16 protein-coding genes are annotated in these 17,808 nt (G+C 40.0%); 9 read left to right on the top strand and 7 right to left on the bottom strand.

Translation table 11 applies throughout. The features are described 5' to 3' along the window. Positions 1–214: 214 nt before the first annotated feature. The 3 genes from CDG79_RS33210 (at position 215) to CDG79_RS33200 (ending at position 1,565) form a co-directional block, all read left to right on the top strand. A complete protein-coding gene (locus CDG79_RS33210) occupies positions 215–631 on the top strand; it encodes a hypothetical protein (protein WP_094345920.1) in 417 nt (138 codons plus the stop codon). A 319-nt stretch (positions 632–950) separates the two neighbouring features. Then, positions 951–1,286, top strand: a complete 336-nt coding sequence (locus CDG79_RS33205; protein WP_262985861.1) for a cytochrome P450 — start codon at positions 951–953, stop codon at positions 1,284–1,286. A 27-nt stretch (positions 1,287–1,313) separates the two neighbouring features. After that, positions 1,314–1,565 carry a hypothetical protein gene (locus CDG79_RS33200; protein WP_143855651.1) on the top strand — a complete coding sequence of 84 codons (252 nt, stop codon included), beginning with the start codon at positions 1,314–1,316 and terminating at the stop codon, positions 1,563–1,565. Between the two features lie 286 nt (positions 1,566–1,851). Here the strand turns inward: CDG79_RS33200 and CDG79_RS33195 are convergent, their stop codons facing one another. Then, a complete protein-coding gene (locus CDG79_RS33195) occupies positions 1,852–2,748 on the bottom strand; it encodes a transposase (RefSeq protein WP_223278485.1) in 897 nt (298 codons plus the stop codon). A 293-nt stretch (positions 2,749–3,041) separates the two neighbouring features. On the opposite strand from CDG79_RS33195, the gene CDG79_RS33190 reads away from it, so the two are divergent. Further along, positions 3,042–3,926, top strand: coding sequence for a DUF4351 domain-containing protein (locus tag CDG79_RS33190; RefSeq protein ID WP_094345918.1), 885 nt, complete (start codon positions 3,042–3,044; stop codon positions 3,924–3,926). 518 nt (positions 3,927–4,444) lie between these two features. On the opposite strand, the gene CDG79_RS33180 is transcribed toward CDG79_RS33190, so the two are convergent. Further along, a complete protein-coding gene (locus CDG79_RS33180) occupies positions 4,445–5,296 on the bottom strand; it encodes a hypothetical protein (RefSeq protein ID WP_189525217.1) in 852 nt (283 codons plus the stop codon). Between the two features lie 854 nt (positions 5,297–6,150). On the opposite strand from CDG79_RS33180, the gene CDG79_RS33175 reads away from it, so the two are divergent. Beyond that, a complete protein-coding gene (locus CDG79_RS33175; RefSeq protein ID WP_094345916.1) occupies positions 6,151–9,666 on the top strand; it encodes a beta strand repeat-containing protein in 3,516 nt (1,171 codons plus the stop codon). A gap of 178 nt (positions 9,667–9,844) precedes the next feature. Here CDG79_RS33175 and CDG79_RS42985 read toward each other — a convergent pair whose 3' ends face one another. The 3 genes from CDG79_RS42985 to CDG79_RS33165 form a co-directional block, all read right to left on the bottom strand. Beyond that, positions 9,845–10,066 carry a hypothetical protein gene (locus CDG79_RS42985; protein WP_189525216.1) on the bottom strand — a complete coding sequence of 74 codons (222 nt, stop codon included), beginning with the start codon at positions 10,064–10,066 and terminating at the stop codon, positions 9,845–9,847. Between the two features lie 29 nt (positions 10,067–10,095). Beyond that, entirely contained in the window at positions 10,096–10,344 is a 249-nt protein-coding gene (locus CDG79_RS42980; RefSeq protein WP_189525215.1) for a hypothetical protein, read from the bottom strand. Positions 10,345–10,735: 391 nt separating this feature from the next. Further along, entirely contained in the window at positions 10,736–11,068 is a 333-nt protein-coding gene (locus CDG79_RS33165) for a helix-turn-helix domain-containing protein (protein ID WP_094345915.1), read from the bottom strand. Positions 11,069–11,351: 283 nt separating this feature from the next. On the opposite strand from CDG79_RS33165, the gene CDG79_RS33160 reads away from it, so the two are divergent. Further along, entirely contained in the window at positions 11,352–11,846 is a 495-nt protein-coding gene (locus CDG79_RS33160) for a hypothetical protein (protein WP_223278483.1), read from the top strand. A gap of 412 nt (positions 11,847–12,258) precedes the next feature. Here the strand turns inward: CDG79_RS33160 and CDG79_RS33155 are convergent, their stop codons facing one another. Beyond that, a complete protein-coding gene (locus tag CDG79_RS33155) occupies positions 12,259–14,670 on the bottom strand; it encodes an FAD-dependent oxidoreductase (protein ID WP_094345913.1) in 2,412 nt (803 codons plus the stop codon). Positions 14,671–15,298: 628 nt separating this feature from the next. On the opposite strand from CDG79_RS33155, the gene CDG79_RS33150 reads away from it, so the two are divergent. Then, positions 15,299–15,811, top strand: a complete 513-nt coding sequence (locus CDG79_RS33150) for a hypothetical protein (protein WP_094345922.1) — start codon at positions 15,299–15,301, stop codon at positions 15,809–15,811. Between the two features lie 50 nt (positions 15,812–15,861). Here the strand turns inward: CDG79_RS33150 and CDG79_RS33145 are convergent, their stop codons facing one another. Then, complete coding sequence (locus tag CDG79_RS33145; protein WP_223278482.1) at positions 15,862–16,551, bottom strand: thermonuclease family protein; 690 nt, start codon at positions 16,549–16,551, stop codon at positions 15,862–15,864. 130 nt (positions 16,552–16,681) lie between these two features. Between CDG79_RS33145 and CDG79_RS33140 the strand changes: the two genes are divergently transcribed. Both CDG79_RS33140 and CDG79_RS33135 read left to right on the top strand, forming a co-directional pair. Continuing rightward, entirely contained in the window at positions 16,682–17,074 is a 393-nt protein-coding gene (locus tag CDG79_RS33140) for a hypothetical protein (RefSeq protein WP_094345912.1), read from the top strand. Positions 17,075–17,347: 273 nt separating this feature from the next. Further along, a complete protein-coding gene (locus CDG79_RS33135) occupies positions 17,348–17,686 on the top strand; it encodes an alpha/beta fold hydrolase (protein WP_223278481.1) in 339 nt (112 codons plus the stop codon). The last annotated feature ends 122 nt before the right edge of the window (positions 17,687–17,808 follow it).

Below are 17,808 nucleotides of genomic sequence, written 5' to 3'. Positions count from 1 at the left end.
CGGTATTTCATTCACTCTCAACCGTTTTATTGGCCCTGGTCGTTTGGGGTTACAGTCTATGACTTACCACCCACCAGCACCAGAGGGCGCTACTCAAATCGGTGGCAGCAGTAATTTGAGTTAAAGTAGCAGCAATCAGACCAAAAACTAAGCTGTTCCACATCTAAATTGCACAAATGCTAAATTAGATATATTCGAGTAAAAGCGTGCTACTATGCCTGCTAAAGGTTTTCTGACTCAATCTCAAAAAGACAATTTACAAAAAGCCTTAAAAGAAAGCGATCGCTCTCAACTGACACAGAAAATCTTGATGCTACTCCTGCAGCATTTTGACCAAACCGGTGCGCGTGTTGCTGGAGTCAACCATACAACGAATGTAATTTGTAACCCTTTATATACAATCTATCAGACGACACGAAACAAAGACCGTTTGAGCGTGTTAAAGGTATTTCAAAATACAACTGGGCTTGAGTTTATGCAAAACTTGCTAACGGATGAATTATTAGAGAATTTTCACTTACCAACAAAGTGGATTAATCAACTCAAGTTATTACCTCAGCAAAAGTTAAGTCCATTTGTTGCTTGCCATCAAAAGATTCTAGATGACTTTTTGGCATACCGCACGCGATAGCTGCCTTTATCCTTTATTTAGTATCTATGTACTATATTTAGATGCGTTTGCCCTGGGGAGCAACGCGAAAAAGTGAGATCCTTGTGAAATAGACTGTTCCTTGAGCAGGGGGAGTAAAGAGACAAATAAGCGTATTTTTTACATCTAATTCCTCAAAAATGAGCCAACGGTAAGTAACTTGTTAAGATGATGTTGACTCATTTTGAATGAGTCAAAGCAAACCATCACTGACCACCATTAGAAGCATGAAGCATCTGTCAGACTACAACTTCTTTGACCCAGAACTGCTTGTGTGCCCTTATGAATAATGTGGCGAGTTGTGACGGAAGATACAAAACTAAGAGATGTTGATCTCAAAGCTGGGTCTTTAGTGATGCTCCGCTTCGATGCTGCTAACCGCGACTCCATAAAATTTATTGAGGGTGAGCGTTTCGATGTGCGCCGCCAGAATGCCAGCAACCACCTATCTTTTGGTCATGGGATTCATTTTTGTTTGAGCGCTATGCTTGCTCGAAAGGAAATGCAGATCGCATATCAGCGTTTGCTAATACGGTTGAAGGACATTCGCTTGGCACAAGAAGGATATCAGTACTTACCGAACGTACTCATGCGGACACTGAAGCACCTTTATATTGAGTTTGACAAGGTATCATGATCGCATCGCACTTTCATGAAGGTAGCTATGATGAACTTTTCATTGAAAGCGGCGGGAAACTCCATCCCGCAAGTGGCGTGGAGTTTTTCATATATCTGGTTAAAACAGCATCGGATGATTATTGGAGCAATGCTATTTGCAATTGCGATCGCAGGCTGTAATAACTCTGCCAAATCACAACAACCTGCTGCGAATACTCCATCGGTTGCAAATCTCATTGCGTCCAGTCCAACCCCAGCACCAGCCTTGACCAACCACGCATCGCTTTTGGGGGAGTAGCACCAGCCCTTTCAACGCGTACAAATGAACTATCTCCTCTTGTGGGTAATTCAAGTTGTAAATTGCTAGAAAAAAAGTATTTTTTAGGAATTACAACTGTTCAAAAAATGAATGATATGAACTTATATATTAATTTATCGAAATTGAGTGAGTTTAATTATGAATTAAGAGGTTTTAGTACCTAAAATCATGACTTATTACAAAAAATAAACAAGAAGATATCTCTAGCCGTACCAATTTTCTACGTCAGGTAAGCCAGTGTATTTAATCAGCTTTTTGGTCGAGATTAACTGCGTTTTTTCTGTTGATTGTACTCCTCTAAAAGGCGATTTGTTGAAATATGCCCTTTTTTCCTATCATAAATTACTGGAACTTTCGGTTTTTTTGCTCCTCTAGTAGCTTTTAAAAACTTTTTTAGATGAACACCGGGAGATAATTTCTGTAGGAGTTGTGCGATTTTATCTGTTGAAAAACTTTGGAATATCTCCCACTCCGAAGTGGGAATCGCAATCATCATCCCTCTATATGTGCCTTGAATCTCATCAACTAAATAAAAATTAGATAAGCCAGCTTCGATTTTCTCTACTCCATGTACACCCCCTAAAGCTCCTCTTAAAGTTGCAAGTATGTTGTAGGCAACTAATGCCATTGAAAATGAAAATAAAGCTGCTTTCGGATAAGCTAGAGTCTGAATCTCTCCGTTAAAATTCTTAGTTACTGTTTGGAACAAGCTTTCTAAAGTCCACCGATTACGATATATTTCAGCTATTTTTGCTGCTGATATAGATTCCGGTAAATTGCTGAAAATCCCGATTTCCCATTCTTTATCTCGCGTTGGTGTGAATAACTTTAATACAATACGTCTTAATGTTAAGGTTTTTCCTTCGTAATTTATTTCTACTTTTTGTTCAAATAATTCACCTGTTTCTGTTAATCCTATTTTTTTTAACTCTTCTAGTTCTTTAAATCCCATCCCTTTATGTTGTCTAATTACGAAAAATGCTTCTTTCTCTTGAATGGTAAATAAAAATTTTAATGTACAAAAATTTCTGTCTCCACACCATAAATCTTTTGCTTCTACTTTCTTTAATACTGAATCAAATTCGGAACGTTCTTGTGCATGACCATCTTCAAGTAGAAAAATATCTGTAACTAATTTTGACAGTGGTTCGAGTACTACTATCGCTTTTCCTAGGGACTTTCAGCTATTTCTTTACTAGTACATTTGTTCGCATTGAAAGGGCTGGGTTTAAGTCCCCAGCAATATAGGCAGCGCGAATTGAAGCCTCAGCTAAATCCCCGTCACAAAACGTAATTGCGTTAGCGCAGCGTTAGCGACGTAGGAGCGTCATGGGCGAAAAAGCGAATTGCGAATTGGTTTAAGGCTCTTTATTTTGAGGTGTGATTAAAATTGGTTGTAAATACAGATAAAATATTATTAATAACTTCAAATTAATTCTTAATAACCCAAATTGAATGACTCGATTTGTACATGACGAATTCGCCAAAGATTATCTTGAAGAACTTTTAAAACCTTATGGGGAAGTAAAGTCATCATCAAAAATATCAGGAGAGATCAAAGAAATTGATGTGCTATTTACTCCTTTAGCACAGCAAACCTCTAATTTAGAAGTGCTAGGGCTACTTGGAAGATTTGCCGAATTTCCGGCAATATTAGAACCATTTCGTAATGCAGCCTCTAGTGATGAAATTTGTGATTGTATTCAAAAATTATTAGAAGTAAAAGCTGGATTACGACGAGACGCTAAAGCGAATAAAACCAGACTCCAAGAGTCAGATATTCCGAAACTATGGGTTCTCAGTCCAACTGCATCCCCAGCAATACTATCGAGCTTTAATGTTAATCAGAAATCGGGGTGGTTGCCAGGAGTATACTTTTTAGGTGATGCTCTACGGACAGCAATTGTAGCCATACACCAACTACCACAAACACCAGAAACGTTATGGTTGAGAATTCTTGGCAGGGGGAGCGTGCAGTCACAGGCGATTGTGGAATTATCAAAGCTACCATTGAATCACCCATACAAGCAAGCAACGCTAGAATTAGTTTACAACCTGCGCCAGAATTTAAGAATCAATCAAAATTTAGAATCAGATGACAGGGAGTTAATTATGCGATTAGAGCCACTTTATCAGCAAGACCGTGAAAGAGCCAAACAAGAAGGACAACAGGATTTAATTATACGTCAACTAAATCGTCGTCTTGGTGAAATTGATGCATCGTTGATTGAAGGAGTTCTGCAATTATCTGTTGAGCAATTGTCTATTTTAGGAGAGGCGTTATTAGATTTTTCTGTAGTGGCGGATTTAGAAGCTTGGTTAAATCAGCAAGCCGGATAACAACATGACCGAACAATTCGCAATTCGCAGTTCGCAATTCGCTTTTCCCGACGTAATTGGTAATTGATTCATTTAGGGTACAAGCCCCTAATTTCAATTATGAAAAGAAACAAAACACGTAGTATCAATATTCAACGGAACGCATTCATGCGTGGGGTATTATTAATTGTGAATGGGCGAAAAAGCGAATTGCGAATTGGAATGACCCAGATATCCATTCCATAGAGCATGGTAGTATTTGGAGGTGTAAATCGAGGCATTTAAAATGGCAATAGAAGTGTTCCCATCATCATTTTATTGCGACTGTGGACATAAATCGTATTTCTTTGAGAATACTGTCTCTGAGATGGAAAAAATGAGCAGAACAAAACTTGTCACTTTAAACGACTCAGAAGAGAACGAACACACAATTGTTTTTTTCAATGGCTTGGCAATAGAGATTATTTACTCCAAACTGGGAAAGTGTAAAATAACCGACTCACAATAACAGTTTTTAGGGAACAGTGAACTACTTTGGCCTACACCGCCAGCAACCAATCGCACACCACAGACCTACACCCGTCAGCAAAGTTAACCCAAACCTGCCACTGCCCCAGGTATGCATTCCAGTAAGGCTCCCCATCAGCAATTCCAACAGCCTCACCAAGTTGGGAAACCATCTGTTGGTAGAACTGTCCAACACTGCCGAGTCCTTGGCGCAGCTTCAGGTGTAACCCCTTCCATCCAAGGACTTCAGGATCTTCCTGAGTAAATGTTTGGGGAATGTCAAGAGATTCCGTGTCAATACCTGGTGTTTGTAATTCTATATTATTCGTGACTGACACAGACTCACTTTGAAATAATTCATCTCGATTTAACCACTGCCCAAAAATCGAATCACGCTGATCATCAGGGGCAACGAATTTATAAACGCACTCCCGATTTTCACGCTTACCCAACCGACCGACGTAATCGAGTTTCAAATCAATCTTGGCAAGTAACTTCTGTGCGATCGCTATGGAAGTAAGTTTTTCTGAGATAGTCACGTGAAGATAATTTTTGATAACATACCGATGCTTTAGTGCCAGTGCTTTAAATTCCTGCATCGCCTTGTCAGAAGAACGCAACTGCTCCCCAGGCGTGAGCAACTGCAACAGATTCAGTTCTTCTAACAAAAGTACAGCCGGCAACATTTGCCCCTTGTTAAAATCTGGTTTCCAAATCGAATTCTCCCCTAATTCCAACTGCGCTTTTGCTCTTTTGGCATCACGGTTCGTCAGAAATTCTCGCCCTACAGTCAAATAATAGTGCATTCTCAGTTGAGGATACCACCCATCGTCATCTTTCTCGACCAACTCAGGGGTTACGTCAATTTCGTAGCGACGGGACAATTCAGCCTTGCGCTGCTGGTGTCGTTCGGTTTTTGTTTTCGCCCTTTTGTCAAGGAGCTTCTTGAGTTCAGCCCCAGAGAGTTCAACAGAATTAGCGATGCCAAAGGCGGGCTACGCCTGACACTCAGCATTATACAATTCCTGACTAGCCGCTTTAACCAACTCGATTTTTTGAGGCAGAAGCAGTAATGTCTGCGAGCGCGAATTTTTTGGTTACAGATGCTATACCAATTGGTAATAGCCTTTAGCAAGAGGAAAAGACGACGCATTGATAGTGCATAAACCAAAATATTTTTACGTAAATTTATCAGTAAATAATGTGAAGAATATGCAAAGATGTGTCTGGAAGCAAAGACATCTAAGTAAATACGATAGTATATGGTCAGTGTTAGGTTATTGAGATGTTCTGTATTCTCAAATTAAACATTTACGCATAATTGCCCACAAGGAGAGTATAAAACTATATTTACAAGCCAGAGTTAACTATTGACTATTTTCTCTTCTGGTAGGATTTAGGCACTGGTAAAAAACTAAATATGAAGGCTGGATTTTTGATGCTTGTTCTTGTGCCTGAAAACAGCACTATAGTGGTGTGCAGTTCAGTGAGATACAAAAACTTTGCTGAAATGATTTGACAGTAAGGACTTTGATGTTCTCATACAATCGATAACCGCTAGAACGCGACTTAAACATTTTTGAGGCAGAAACAAGCTTAAAACCCATGCAAGGCAAGGAAAATACACATCTGCATACAGGTTTTAGGCTCTTTTCTGGCTACTTTTTGTTTAAGTCCCACTAACAGCTCTCTTCAAAACTGAAATTACTGAAAAAATCGATTGAGGTAGGTAAAAGTTATGGCAAATATCATTGGAACCACGAGTAACGATACCCTATTCGCCAATAGCAACGACATCTTGACTGGTGGAGGTGGTAACAACACTTACAACTTCAGCTACGATAGTAAATATACTATCACCGATTTTGGTGGAGTTGGTAAAGGTGTAAACCCCTCAGCAGCAGTCATTGCCGAAGTAGACACCCTAAATTTCGATGGGGATGGCTTTACTGCTCGAAATCTAGTGCTGACCCAGAATGGCAGCAATCTAGAAATCACCTTTGACGCGCAGGATAGTCCCAAAATCATCCTGCAAAACTTTGCTTTAGAAAACCTGGATAACCTAAGCTTATCTACAGGAGCCACTGTAGACTTGCACAATATCGTGTTTGATGGGCAAACTACCATTACTGACAGCTTTGATGTCTTCAATGCCAACTCCACTCAAAGCACTATCTTCAACTTGAACACAGTCACCTTCCTTAACGACCTGAACAATAATGTTAACGGCTTTGATAACTCAGATGATGTCATCAATGGTCAGGGGGGTGATGATCTTATTGACGGCAAAAGTGGCAATGATTTACTGCGAGGTGGTGCAGGTAATAATACTTTGATAGGTGGTGTGGGCAATGATGTCTTGAATGTTGAATATTCAACAGGCAACAACATCCTCAACGGTGGCAGTGGTGACGATTACTTGGATGCTGAGGCAACATCCGGTAATAACCTGCTATTTGGTGGTGATGGCAATGATACTCTCTCCACCTCTTACGTTTCTCAAAACTCTTATAATTCTACAGCCTCATCAGGCAATAACACCCTCAACGGTGGCGCTGGTGACGATTACTTGGATGCTGAGTCTCCACAAGGTAATAACCTGCTATCTGGTGGCGATGGCAATGATACTCTCTCTACTTCTGGTGTTTTTACTTATAGAGCAGCTCCTAATTTTGTCTCATCAGGGAATAACACCCTCAACGGTGGCGCTGGTAACGATTACTTGATGGCTAAGGGTTCATCAGGTAATAACCTGCTATCTGGTGGCGATGGCAATGATTATCTTGATATCTCTAGTATTCCCACTTACTACGATGGTATATTATTGTCTTCAGGCAATAATACTCTCAATGGTGGTGCTGGTGACGATACCTTGAGGGCTGAGGATTCAACAGGAAATAACTTCCTCTTTGGAGACGATGGCAATGATTCCTTCTATCTAAATTTAGAGAATCAAACGGTAGATGGGGGTAAGGGTGACGATTTGTTGTCTGTTGATTACAGTTATTACAGCGCTGCTACAGAAGGGATTACAACAACTTACAATGCCACTACTAACACTGGCTCAATTAGGTCAGGTACGAATCAAGTTAATTATAAGAATATCGAACGATTAAATATCTTAGGTACAGATTACAATGACAACATTGTGGGGAACAGTGGCAACGATACCCTCTCCACGGGCAATAGTGGCAATGATACCATAGATGGGGGTGAGGGTGACGATGTACTGTTGGTCAACTACAACGGTAGTGCGGCGATCGCAACAACTTACAATGCCACTACTAACACTGGCTCAATTAGGTCGGGTACGAATCAGGTTAATTACAAAAATATCGAACGATTAAATATCTTAGGTACAGATTACAATGACAACATTGTGGGGAACAGTGGCAACGATACTCTCTCCGGGGGCGTTGGTAATGATACTCTAACTGGTGGCGCTGGTAATGATGAATTTGTTTACAACAACGATATTTACTACAACAAAAATACTGATACTATTACCGATTTTGGTGGTGTGGGTAAAGGCTCAAATCCCTCAGCAACGGTCATTGCCTCTGTAGACACCTTGCAATTTACAAGTGATGGATTCACGGCTCAAAATCTGCAATTAACTCAAAATGGCAACAACTTAGAAATCACTTTTGAAAATCTCGCTAATAGCAAAGTCATTCTGCAAAACTTCAAATTAGAAAACCTGGATAATTTACCAGCAACTTCTTCACGACCTGCTATTGGCAATATCCTCTTTTCTGGTCAAACTAGTGTCACTGACAGTTTTGATGTGTTTGATGCAAACTCTACTCAAACGAACCTGTTCAATAAGAACACTGTTACTTTCCTGAATGACCTCGATAACAATATTACAGGTTTTGACAACTCTAATGATGTCATCAATGGTCAAGGGGGTAATGACATCATCGACGGATTGAGTGGTGATGACATCATTAGAGGTGGTGCAGGCAATGATACTCTGATTGGTGGTGCAGGCAATGATACTCTGATTGGCGGTGCAGGCAATAATATCCTTGACGGAGATGCCGATGACGATATTTTGAATATTAGCGGTTCAATAGGTAATAACACACTACTTGGAGGTGCTGATGATGATCGCTTGAGTGCTAACGCTTCAACAGGCGATAATCTGCTCTCTGGGGGTGATGGCAATGATTCTCTTGACATCTCTGGCAGCTACATCAACAGATTTAGTAGCGACTCCTCCGACTCTCGCTCCACAGGTAATAACACACTACTTGGAGGTGCAGGTAACGATACCTTGAATGGTAGCGGTTCAACAGGCGATAATCTGCTCTCTGGAGGCGATGGAAATGATTCTCTTAACATCTCTGGCTACTACTACTACTCTTCTTCCTTTAACTACTCCGAAGATTCTCGCTCTACAGGTAATAACACACTACTTGGAGGTGCAGGTAACGATACCTTGTCTGGTAGCGGTTCAACAGGCAATAATCTGCTCTCTGGGGGCGATGGCAATGATTATCTTGACATCTCTGGCAGCGACCCTACTCTTTCCATAGTCAATAATACCCTCAACGGTGGCGCTGGTGACGATACCTTGGATGCTACCAATGCAAAAGGTAATAACCTCCTTTCTGGAGGTGATGGCAATGATTCCTTCAATTTAGGCATCACATCCTCAGGTGATGTCCCCTCTGATTTAGCGACTCAAACAGTAAATGGGGGTAATGGTAACGATTTGTTATCCATGTATTACTTTAATGCTACAACAGGGATTACTTCGACTTTTAATGCTACTACTAACACTGGATCGGTTACGGCAGATACGTATCTAGTTAATTACAACAATGTCGAAAGATTAAATATCATCGGTACAGATTACAATGACTTGATTGTGGGGAGCAACGGCAATGATACCCTGACAGGTGGAAAGGGTAATGACAGCCTAATTGGAGGGAATGGGACTGATACCTTTGTTTTCTATAATTACAATGAAGGTGTTGACGATCTTTATGACTTTAACGCCACTAATGACTTGATTCAGATATCAGCTGTTTATTTTGCTGGCGGGTTATCATCAGGTTCACTTTCAGCTAATCAGTTTACCATCGGAACATCTGCAACAACAACCAATCAACGATTTATCTACAACAGCGCTACAGGTGGACTGTTCTTTGATCTTGATGGCAGTGCGTCTGGGTTTACTCAGGTAAAATTTGCACAATTATCTGCTGGATTGTCACTAACCGAAAACAATTTTGTGGTTGTTTAATCTTTATTGGCGCTCTAGAATCACCAACCGCTAGGGTTTGCGGGGTGTTATTTTTCGCATCTCGCAAACGATAGTGGCAATCGAATAGCACTTTCATAAAGGTAGCTTTCTTGCCAACTCACTCAAGGTGTGGACATCTCCAATTTTGATTCTGTGCCGAATAAATCAAACCATCTACTCACTCCACTGCGGGGCATCTGTCACCAATTGAGCTCAGATCCATTAGGACTGCCCTGAGTCCAAGCCGATGACGCATCAACCACGCGGTAGAATGATTGCTCCAGTCAGTGCAAATAGCTAATCGCTCCCGTTCCGATTTATCGCGTTCGGCAACAATAGCCGATGGTGGAATAAATTCTCGCCCCTGTTCATCAGTGACCATTTCAAGGGGTGCGGACAATATTGCTTCAAGTGCGACAATCTTTTTAATTAACCGCCCCCGTCATCTTGCTCAACCAGTTCCGGGGTTACGCTCATCCCGTAAGTATCCTGTATGCGGAACTTTTCACATTCCAAAACCTCCTCCGGCTTGAGATAATCCTGATGCTGCCTACTTGTGTAAGTCCTTCTATCAATATCTTTGGCATTCGCCACCTTGCGATAATGTTCTTCATCGATGGCAATACCCGCCGCTTTCATCCACCGCGAAGTCCCTTCATCACGGGGTATGAGTAGCATTCGCGCAGAAAACCGGGTTAATAGATATTACATGAGTAATACAAAGATTTTTAGAAGCTGAAACCCTTATTTTATCGTTGAGTAGTTACTCGATGATCAGTAAAAGTCAATGACCTTCATTATCGTCATAATCCTTACCTAATAAGGCTTTTAAGCTTAACCCGGTTTTCTGAGCCGATGATACTCATACCCCTACCTTGTGCTATACGACGGGGGGTTCTTGTTTCTCAAATCTATGTTTTGTGTTAATCAAATCTGGGTTTGGGGTTGAGCGCTTCTTTGTTTTTCAAAAGAGGCATTGCGCTCGTCTCCTCTCTTATAATTACTATATTACTACGCCCACCAGTGATTGTCAAGCATTTATTACTGGTGAGCGTAGTAGATAATTCTCTTAGCTGTTGTAATCTATGTTCCAAATAAGTGAAGTGATATCCCCATCTAAAGCAGCACAAAGTTTCTCTAGAATTTCTGTACTAACAGTCATCTGAGTTGGTTTTTTTGGTTTGTTAATAAAGACGTGAGGAGTCTCTAGCTGCTGAATATAAGCCACAGAAACTCCCACAGCATCAGATAGCTTTTGTCTACTATATCCAGCTTTTTCTCTAAGCTCCCTGAGTTTTTGGGCATTTTCTTCATTCCACCTAAACGCAGCGATGGGTGTTACATCTACTGTGATATTCATTTTTACTTTAATTTTATTTTCACTGCGCTCGCCAGTTGACATGATAATATTATTAATATACTGGTGTCAACCATAAGGCTACACCAAGCAAAGGTGAAAGTGATCGCTTGCCCATTAGCAATGCGATTATTTTAGCCTGCGTCAACTGGAGAAACACAACACCTGTTCAAAGACTCTTACGGTTAATTTCCTCAAGGCCAAGTGAAACTCACAAAGAATTCATTGCCGTAGAGATAAGAAACCGAAATTTAAAACTACTTAACTAGCTTTGAGAATCCAGGCAAGGTTTAAGAATGGCTCTCACCAGCAGTAATCATGGAAGGGCTTGAAAGTTGATATTGCTACCCTAATCTCTACCGACAAAAAGATTTATACAAACGACAAGAGGTTTAAGGTAAGTACAACCAACAGTAACGCAAGGAAAAAACAAATGAATCTACCTGCAACTGTTAGCACAAAACTCCAGAAAAGTGCGGCATTTATATTGCTTTCTCTAGCTTTAGTCGGTTTAGAAATTCCTTCTTCAACTGGACAAAGCCTGCCAAATAGCTCAACCAAATCGGCTCCGCTTGCTGATGGAACATATTTATACGGCGAAACTCCTAAACCTAATCAAATAGGGAAAGCCTACTTATTATTACAACGTCAACAAGGAAATATTGTCGGAGCTTTGTACTATCCTAATTCGGAGTTTAGTTGCTTTACAGGAAAACAGAATAACAACACAGTTTCTGCTAAATCACTTAGTTACAACAAAGCAAAAACTGAAAATATGAAAATTAACCTATCCAATTTTCATCAAATCAAACTTACTTATTAGCGCTAACGACCAACGCATCCTCTCAGTCTGCAAGCAAACATAGGACACCAAGCCTAAAACAGATTCCGTCGCTTCCCGAAGAGTGTCAAACAATTGTAGATTTGAGATTGACTGCACCCACAAGGGATGCAGCTTGAGGATTCGAGATTGATGATAGCGTAGCGTTAGCGACGTAGGAGCGTCTTTTAGATTTATTCCGCCCACAATATGCTGGGCTTGTACCAAAAACTTCAATCTGCAATCTGCAATTTTCAATCTCCAATCTTCTCGGTCAAACAAAAGAGAGTTGTTTGTTCCCTTGCTCACTTCTGTCTGCTAGAAAAGCGCAGAATACACTAAAATTTACTCATTTAGGCGGTAATTTTTCGGTTTTTAACTCAAACACTGCTGTAAAACAGTTTCTTTCGGGCTGCTAGAAAAAATCTTTCTTAATATTGTAGAAATTGCTAGAATTGGCTACTTGATATTCCTCTTGAAGGGTTGAAAAATCATGATGGCTCAAAACAATAGCAATGGCAATATCCCTCATACTTTGTGATTTTTCCAGTCTTTCTCCCAAATAAATCTGCCAATAAATTTCCACATCACTTTCAAGAACTGGCTTCTCAATTTCTGTAACAACACCATTCTGCTTTGGATGAATCGAGGAAGCACTGTACTTCCACTCATTTCTATCCTTGAGAATGATATCAGGCGAATCACCAATCTGTAATTGGAGATGTAACTCGTTTAGACGTAGCCCCTGATATATGTAAAACATTCTTGATACAAGCGCTTCCGGGGGGCGTGCAGCTACTTTCATTAGGATTGCTTCTTCGCTAAGAGAAGGTAGTAATAAATCAATATTGAGTACACCATTTTTCGGATAATTGTGTTCTAAACTTTCTAACACATCACTTGAAAATTGCCAGAGTTTCTGAAATTCCGGTTCTTCTTCTCTAACAATAATATTGCCGATTTGATGACCAGAAATGAACTCATCATTAGGTCGATACTGCTTGCAAGCAGCGAAATAACAAGGCTGACCGTTTTTTAGAACAACACTTGTATTGTATAACTGACCTCTAATGAATTCATTCATCTCATATTCGGAATCTGAATCTACATTGCTTTCACACCAAGCTTTCAAATCATCGACAGTATAGATTCTTCTGCTTTTTTCACTTCCGACTCTGATAACTGGTTTGATCAAAATGTGATTACCTAGTTCTTCTAGAACAAACTTTAAGTATGAAACCGGCTCTTTACGGTATTGGTCTTGAGCAAAAATCAGATACTTAGGCATCCGAATCAGGGAATTTTTGAGGGCAGATTTGAGGTAACTCTTATCAGTAAACTGCTGGATCATCGTTGGGCGATCGCCTAGCAGATTTAGAGCTTCACGCAACTGTGCAGCTAACAGTACTGAATACTCATCGTTGGTGACAATCCGGCAGTTATCATCTAATAGTTTATAGTCAGTCTTAATCTGTTGATAGGTTTGGAGCAGATTTTGTAAATTATAAGGTTCTACAATCTGCACAATATCCAAGTATTGATACTGGGAGGGTACAACCTCACTGAGTCCTCGCCTACTACAGAGTAAAACTAGATTTCTATTCTCTGAGCAGATATGTCTAAAATCAGTTTTGCTCAGAAACATATCATGTAGCATAAAGACAGTCTGCTTATTGCTATCTATCTTACTACTATGTAAAGTAACTGGATTTGCCTCTTCGCAGAGCATTTGTTGTACTAAGTGGACAATTTCTTGCGAACATCCCCATGACAACGTTACACCTGACCCTCCATGTCCATAATTATAAAATATGTGTGTGTTTAAAACTCTTTCCACACAAACATTTTCCGATGTTAATGGTCGTAAACCAGTCCTAACAGGCTCCTTCTCATCTAGGGGGAGTTCTTTTAATTCCGGTAGAAACTCTAAACAACCATCATACATCTGTCGAATAATTGAAACCTCAAGAGATAAGTCTGTACCCCATTGGTCTTGCTGCGTTAATCCTCCTAAGACCACCAAATCATCCCCTCTAGGAACTATAAAAATGATGTCTTGCTCATTTAAAGAAGATTCTTCATGGGAAATGCAATGAGCATCCTTCACAACTTTCCCTAGATTTTTAACCCTGACAAGTGCGCCCCTCACGGGATACATGGAACTATCCCCTGTAGTTGCTATTGAACCTAGCCCAGCACAATTAACAATTGCCCTTGCATTAAAACGGCTAAGTAGTTCCTGTTCGTTTTGAACTACATTGACAGTGATTTTCTCCGGGATAATCTCACATCCAATATCCTTTACATATTGAAGTAGCCAATTCATGTAAACATCGGTATTTGTCATCGGAGCCATGTGTTTATAAGCATCTTTTATCCCTCCTTGAAAATTCAAATCAATCGTTTTTTTGACAATATGTAAACCTCTTTCAAATCCATCAACTTTATCTTTCAACTCATTCATTTTGTTTAGATCAGCAGGTCGATTTTCCAAAACATCCTTAAAATAGAAATACCCATCCCTCAAATAAATCCCTGTTTTTTCTGAACCAAACTCTGTGTGTATTTTCTTGAATTTATTATAGGTAGTCATACACCAGTCTTTAGAGCGTTCCAGCGATCTCGGAGAGCCATGACGACCACAGACTGCTGGAGGCCATTCCCATAATGCACCTGCCACAATAGAGGTTAAATCTGGGGCAAAACGATCTGCAACAATCACAACATTAAAACCTGCCTCTCTTAGACATATAGCAGTTGTTAGACCACTGACTCCTGCTCCAATTACTAAAATGTTCGTATCATTTTTCGCTAATGGCTTGTTCATCAAAGGTTATCTCAATTTTTTGTACTACAAAATAAATGCATTCTCTTGCACATTACTAATATTAATTGGGACAGTTTTGGGCTGACGCAGCGTTAAGGAATTCTTAGCTTTTGACATTTGCTGCTACAAAAATTATTTCTCAATAGTTTTTGATTAAAAACTAAGTATAAGCAGTATTAATAATTCTGAAAATGAGTGACTATTTTTTAGTAATAGTCCAATGATGGATGAGTTTATTAGTACAATATTTAATAAAATTGTGACTAATTGAGCAACCTACTGGTTAGGCTTTAAAAGACTCGATAAGACTACGAACTTGTAAATTTCTTACTTACAGTATGTCTGGAAAGTAAGACAGTCTCCCAATACATCACTCATCACTCCAATCGCCTATATCAGCATCACTTTCGGCAATAAAAGAGAAAATCAATTTGGGAAGCGATGAACGACGAAGAATATAGCAAAAGAGAGAGGAGTTCGACTTCAACCTTCGACTAGCTTAAATCAACACATTGCACACTGAGTATATAAAAGTAGAAGGCGAAATATTGTTATTGGCAGACAAGGTGGAGCGAGGCTGTTAAAGCCAGATTAAACTAAGAGTATGATAATTGGTATTTTCGAGCAGATGACAGTTAATAATGGATTGATTCTTACGCTCTTTATTCTGATTATAACCCTGCTATCTCTTGGCTATGGTTTTGGTGTGAAAGCTCGACGTTTACCCTTTACGGCAGAAATTGGGTATAACCAGCAGCAATGGCAATTTCTGCGATGGTGGGTCAAATTAGCCTCCTTTGCTGGAGTTTTGTTACCGATGTGCTTGTTAGCTCTGGCTTGGAAACAACCATCTGCATGGGTATTTTGGGGAAGTTACCTGTTGATAGTCGCTGTACAACTCATATCTGAACGTGTTTTTAGTCGCTCCCTAGTGCCAAGTATTGTTGTACCTACTGGCTTTTTATACACAGCTTTTCGGTTGTGGCAACTGCTTAATGGACTCACACAATTAACATTTTCCTATTTGACATTATTGGGTTTTGGCGTTGTTGTCTTGTTTTGGGTTTCTAACTTAATAATGTTGATGGTGATGCCCATTCCAACAATCTTTAAAGGTTCGGAGTCAATTGAACAATCTTGATATTGATAAAACATTTTTACTGCCTAATTAAAAGCTGTGTTTCGTTGTAGTTATTTTTCGCACCCAATCCCATCTCCATCTCGGTCAAACCCATGAGGATCTGGTGGCAGCACTTTAAACCTTCGTTGGCTAATATTTCGGCAATCTAAGTCTGGTGAATTCTTTGGAATGCAAAAATCTGGGTAAGAGGGATCACAGTTATTCTGTTGTTGCGGTTGAATTGGCACTGATGTTGTCTTTTGGGTAGCTCTGTGGCGGAAGTCCCAAGGCATCACAGGATTAGCCTGACTCCAAAATGCTAAACGCTGTTGTTTGGCGGTGTTTTCACCCTGCAACAAACTATCTCTAGACTCTGGACAGCCTTTGAGATACTGACGATACACTACAGCCTGTCCCTCTTGCACCATACTCACGTTGACACTGCGATTACCAACAAACACCTCTGCAACTAAGCGCTTATATTTGTCAGTTTCAATAGCACGTAGGGTAATTCCTTGTCCCACTGGCAGCAATTGTTTAAGTCTTGCAGATGATTGTTGACCCCAAGGATTCTGTTTCATCTCCGGTGCATCAATGCAAGCGAGGCGGACTGTTACAGTTTTGTTACCAGTTTTCACCCGTATGGTGTCACCGTCACCTACGCTTACAACCGTAGCGGTAAGATTGTTGGCAAATACGGGTAACGACATTTGAGCTACAAGCAAAGCCGCAACACCAATCAAGCGAAGTTTAAAAATCATTTGTACTAAAAGTCACTCTTAACTTCTTTTAGGATTCCCAATTTCAGCCAAGCGATCGCTAGTTAACTCACAAATTATTTTTATGTTTTAAAGTAGAAAATAGTTTTATTGAAAGTGATTGTTAGTACCAATGAAAGTTTTAGGCTTATTCCTGCCAGTCTTGTTGCTGCTAGGCACGCCTTCAATGGCAGTTGAGTTCAAAGGGCAAAATATTGATGGTCAAAAGCTACCTGCTAGAGCTTACTATTATGCAACTGGTGGTCTTTACAAAGTTCAGGTCAGCTTTCACAACAAGCGGGCCACAATTTACTTTGATGACGGCAACCAAACAACTATACAGTTGAACCAACATGTAATTACTGACTCAAACAATATTGAAGGTTTTGGAAAAATAGGGCAATATCCTGTAAGTAGCACGTTCAGTGTTGGCTTGGTGTATGACAATAATTGGCTTGGCAGCAGTGATAGTCAATTGCAACAATCCAATGCACTAGATGGGTTGTGGAAAATTAGTTTGGAGTGAATACTCATCAATAATAATAAAAAATGTTTCTCACTTCTGATAGACTAACTTAAAAATATGTCCTCTGCTAGATTTGAAGTAACTACTTAATCAATAAAGTGAACTATAGATGTGAACACAATAAGTAATAAATGAAAGTTGGCATTCAAAATACAGTAGACATCCTGGAGCAAGTTCACCAATTAGAGTCCACAGTAGGTCTGAAAAATGAAGCCTGTCGCTCCAAATTTTTAATTCATCCCTACTTCACGTCAAAAGTTTTTTTGTTTTTGCATGGTTTCACAGCAGGCCCCTACCAGTTTGAGCCGCTCGGTCAAGCCTTCTTTAAAAAGGGACATAGGACATAACGTTCTAATTCCTTTACAGCCCGGTCATGGACGCTCAGGAAACTGGAGCCGTAAAAATCCCCCACCACTCCCAACAGATATTCAGATATATCAACAATTTCTTCTCAAATGGTTGCAGATTGCAAAAACACTAGGCCAACAAGTTGTAATTGGTGGATTGTCAACAGGTGGAACTTTAGCTGCTTGGTTAGCTTTAGAGCATCCCCAGGAGATTGACAGCACTTTATTATTTACCCCTTATTTAGCTAGCCGTTACTCACTATAGCGGTTTTCACTTGAGTGAGAGACAATTAAATGTACTATAGAGATTAAATAAGTAAAATTTGTCACCAATGAAAGCATACTCCATAGATTTGCGGCGGAAAATTACGGAAACTTATGAACGCG

Origin of the sequence: Nostoc sp. 'Peltigera membranacea cyanobiont' 232, from assembly GCF_002245985.1 — a bacterium.
Lineage (GTDB): Bacteria > Cyanobacteriota > Cyanobacteriia > Cyanobacteriales > Nostocaceae > Nostoc.
This window is presented reverse-complemented; position numbering and strand designations above follow the sequence as displayed.

What these genes read in the sequence shown, in the direction of transcription:
- CDG79_RS33175 (WP_094345916.1), top strand. Translation starts at nt 6,151, where the DNA reads ATGGCAAATATCATTGGAACCACGAGTAACGATACCCTATTCGCCAAT.
- CDG79_RS33210 (WP_094345920.1), top strand. Translation starts at nt 215, where the DNA reads ATGCCTGCTAAAGGTTTTCTGACTCAATCTCAAAAAGACAATTTACAA.
- CDG79_RS33150 (WP_094345922.1), top strand. Translation starts at nt 15,299, where the DNA reads ATGACAGTTAATAATGGATTGATTCTTACGCTCTTTATTCTGATTATA.
- CDG79_RS33145 (WP_223278482.1), bottom strand. Translation starts at nt 16,551, where the DNA reads ATGATTTTTAAACTTCGCTTGATTGGTGTTGCGGCTTTGCTTGTAGCT.
- CDG79_RS33155 (WP_094345913.1), bottom strand. Translation starts at nt 14,670, where the DNA reads ATGAACAAGCCATTAGCGAAAAATGATACGAACATTTTAGTAATTGGA.
- CDG79_RS33200 (WP_143855651.1), top strand. Translation starts at nt 1,314, where the DNA reads ATGATGAACTTTTCATTGAAAGCGGCGGGAAACTCCATCCCGCAAGTG.
- CDG79_RS33135 (WP_223278481.1), top strand. Translation starts at nt 17,348, where the DNA reads ATGGTTTCACAGCAGGCCCCTACCAGTTTGAGCCGCTCGGTCAAGCCT.
- CDG79_RS33140 (WP_094345912.1), top strand. Translation starts at nt 16,682, where the DNA reads ATGAAAGTTTTAGGCTTATTCCTGCCAGTCTTGTTGCTGCTAGGCACG.
- CDG79_RS33190 (WP_094345918.1), top strand. Translation starts at nt 3,042, where the DNA reads ATGACTCGATTTGTACATGACGAATTCGCCAAAGATTATCTTGAAGAA.
- CDG79_RS33165 (WP_094345915.1), bottom strand. Translation starts at nt 11,068, where the DNA reads ATGTCAACTGGCGAGCGCAGTGAAAATAAAATTAAAGTAAAAATGAAT.
- CDG79_RS42980 (WP_189525215.1), bottom strand. Translation starts at nt 10,344, where the DNA reads ATGCTACTCATACCCCGTGATGAAGGGACTTCGCGGTGGATGAAAGCG.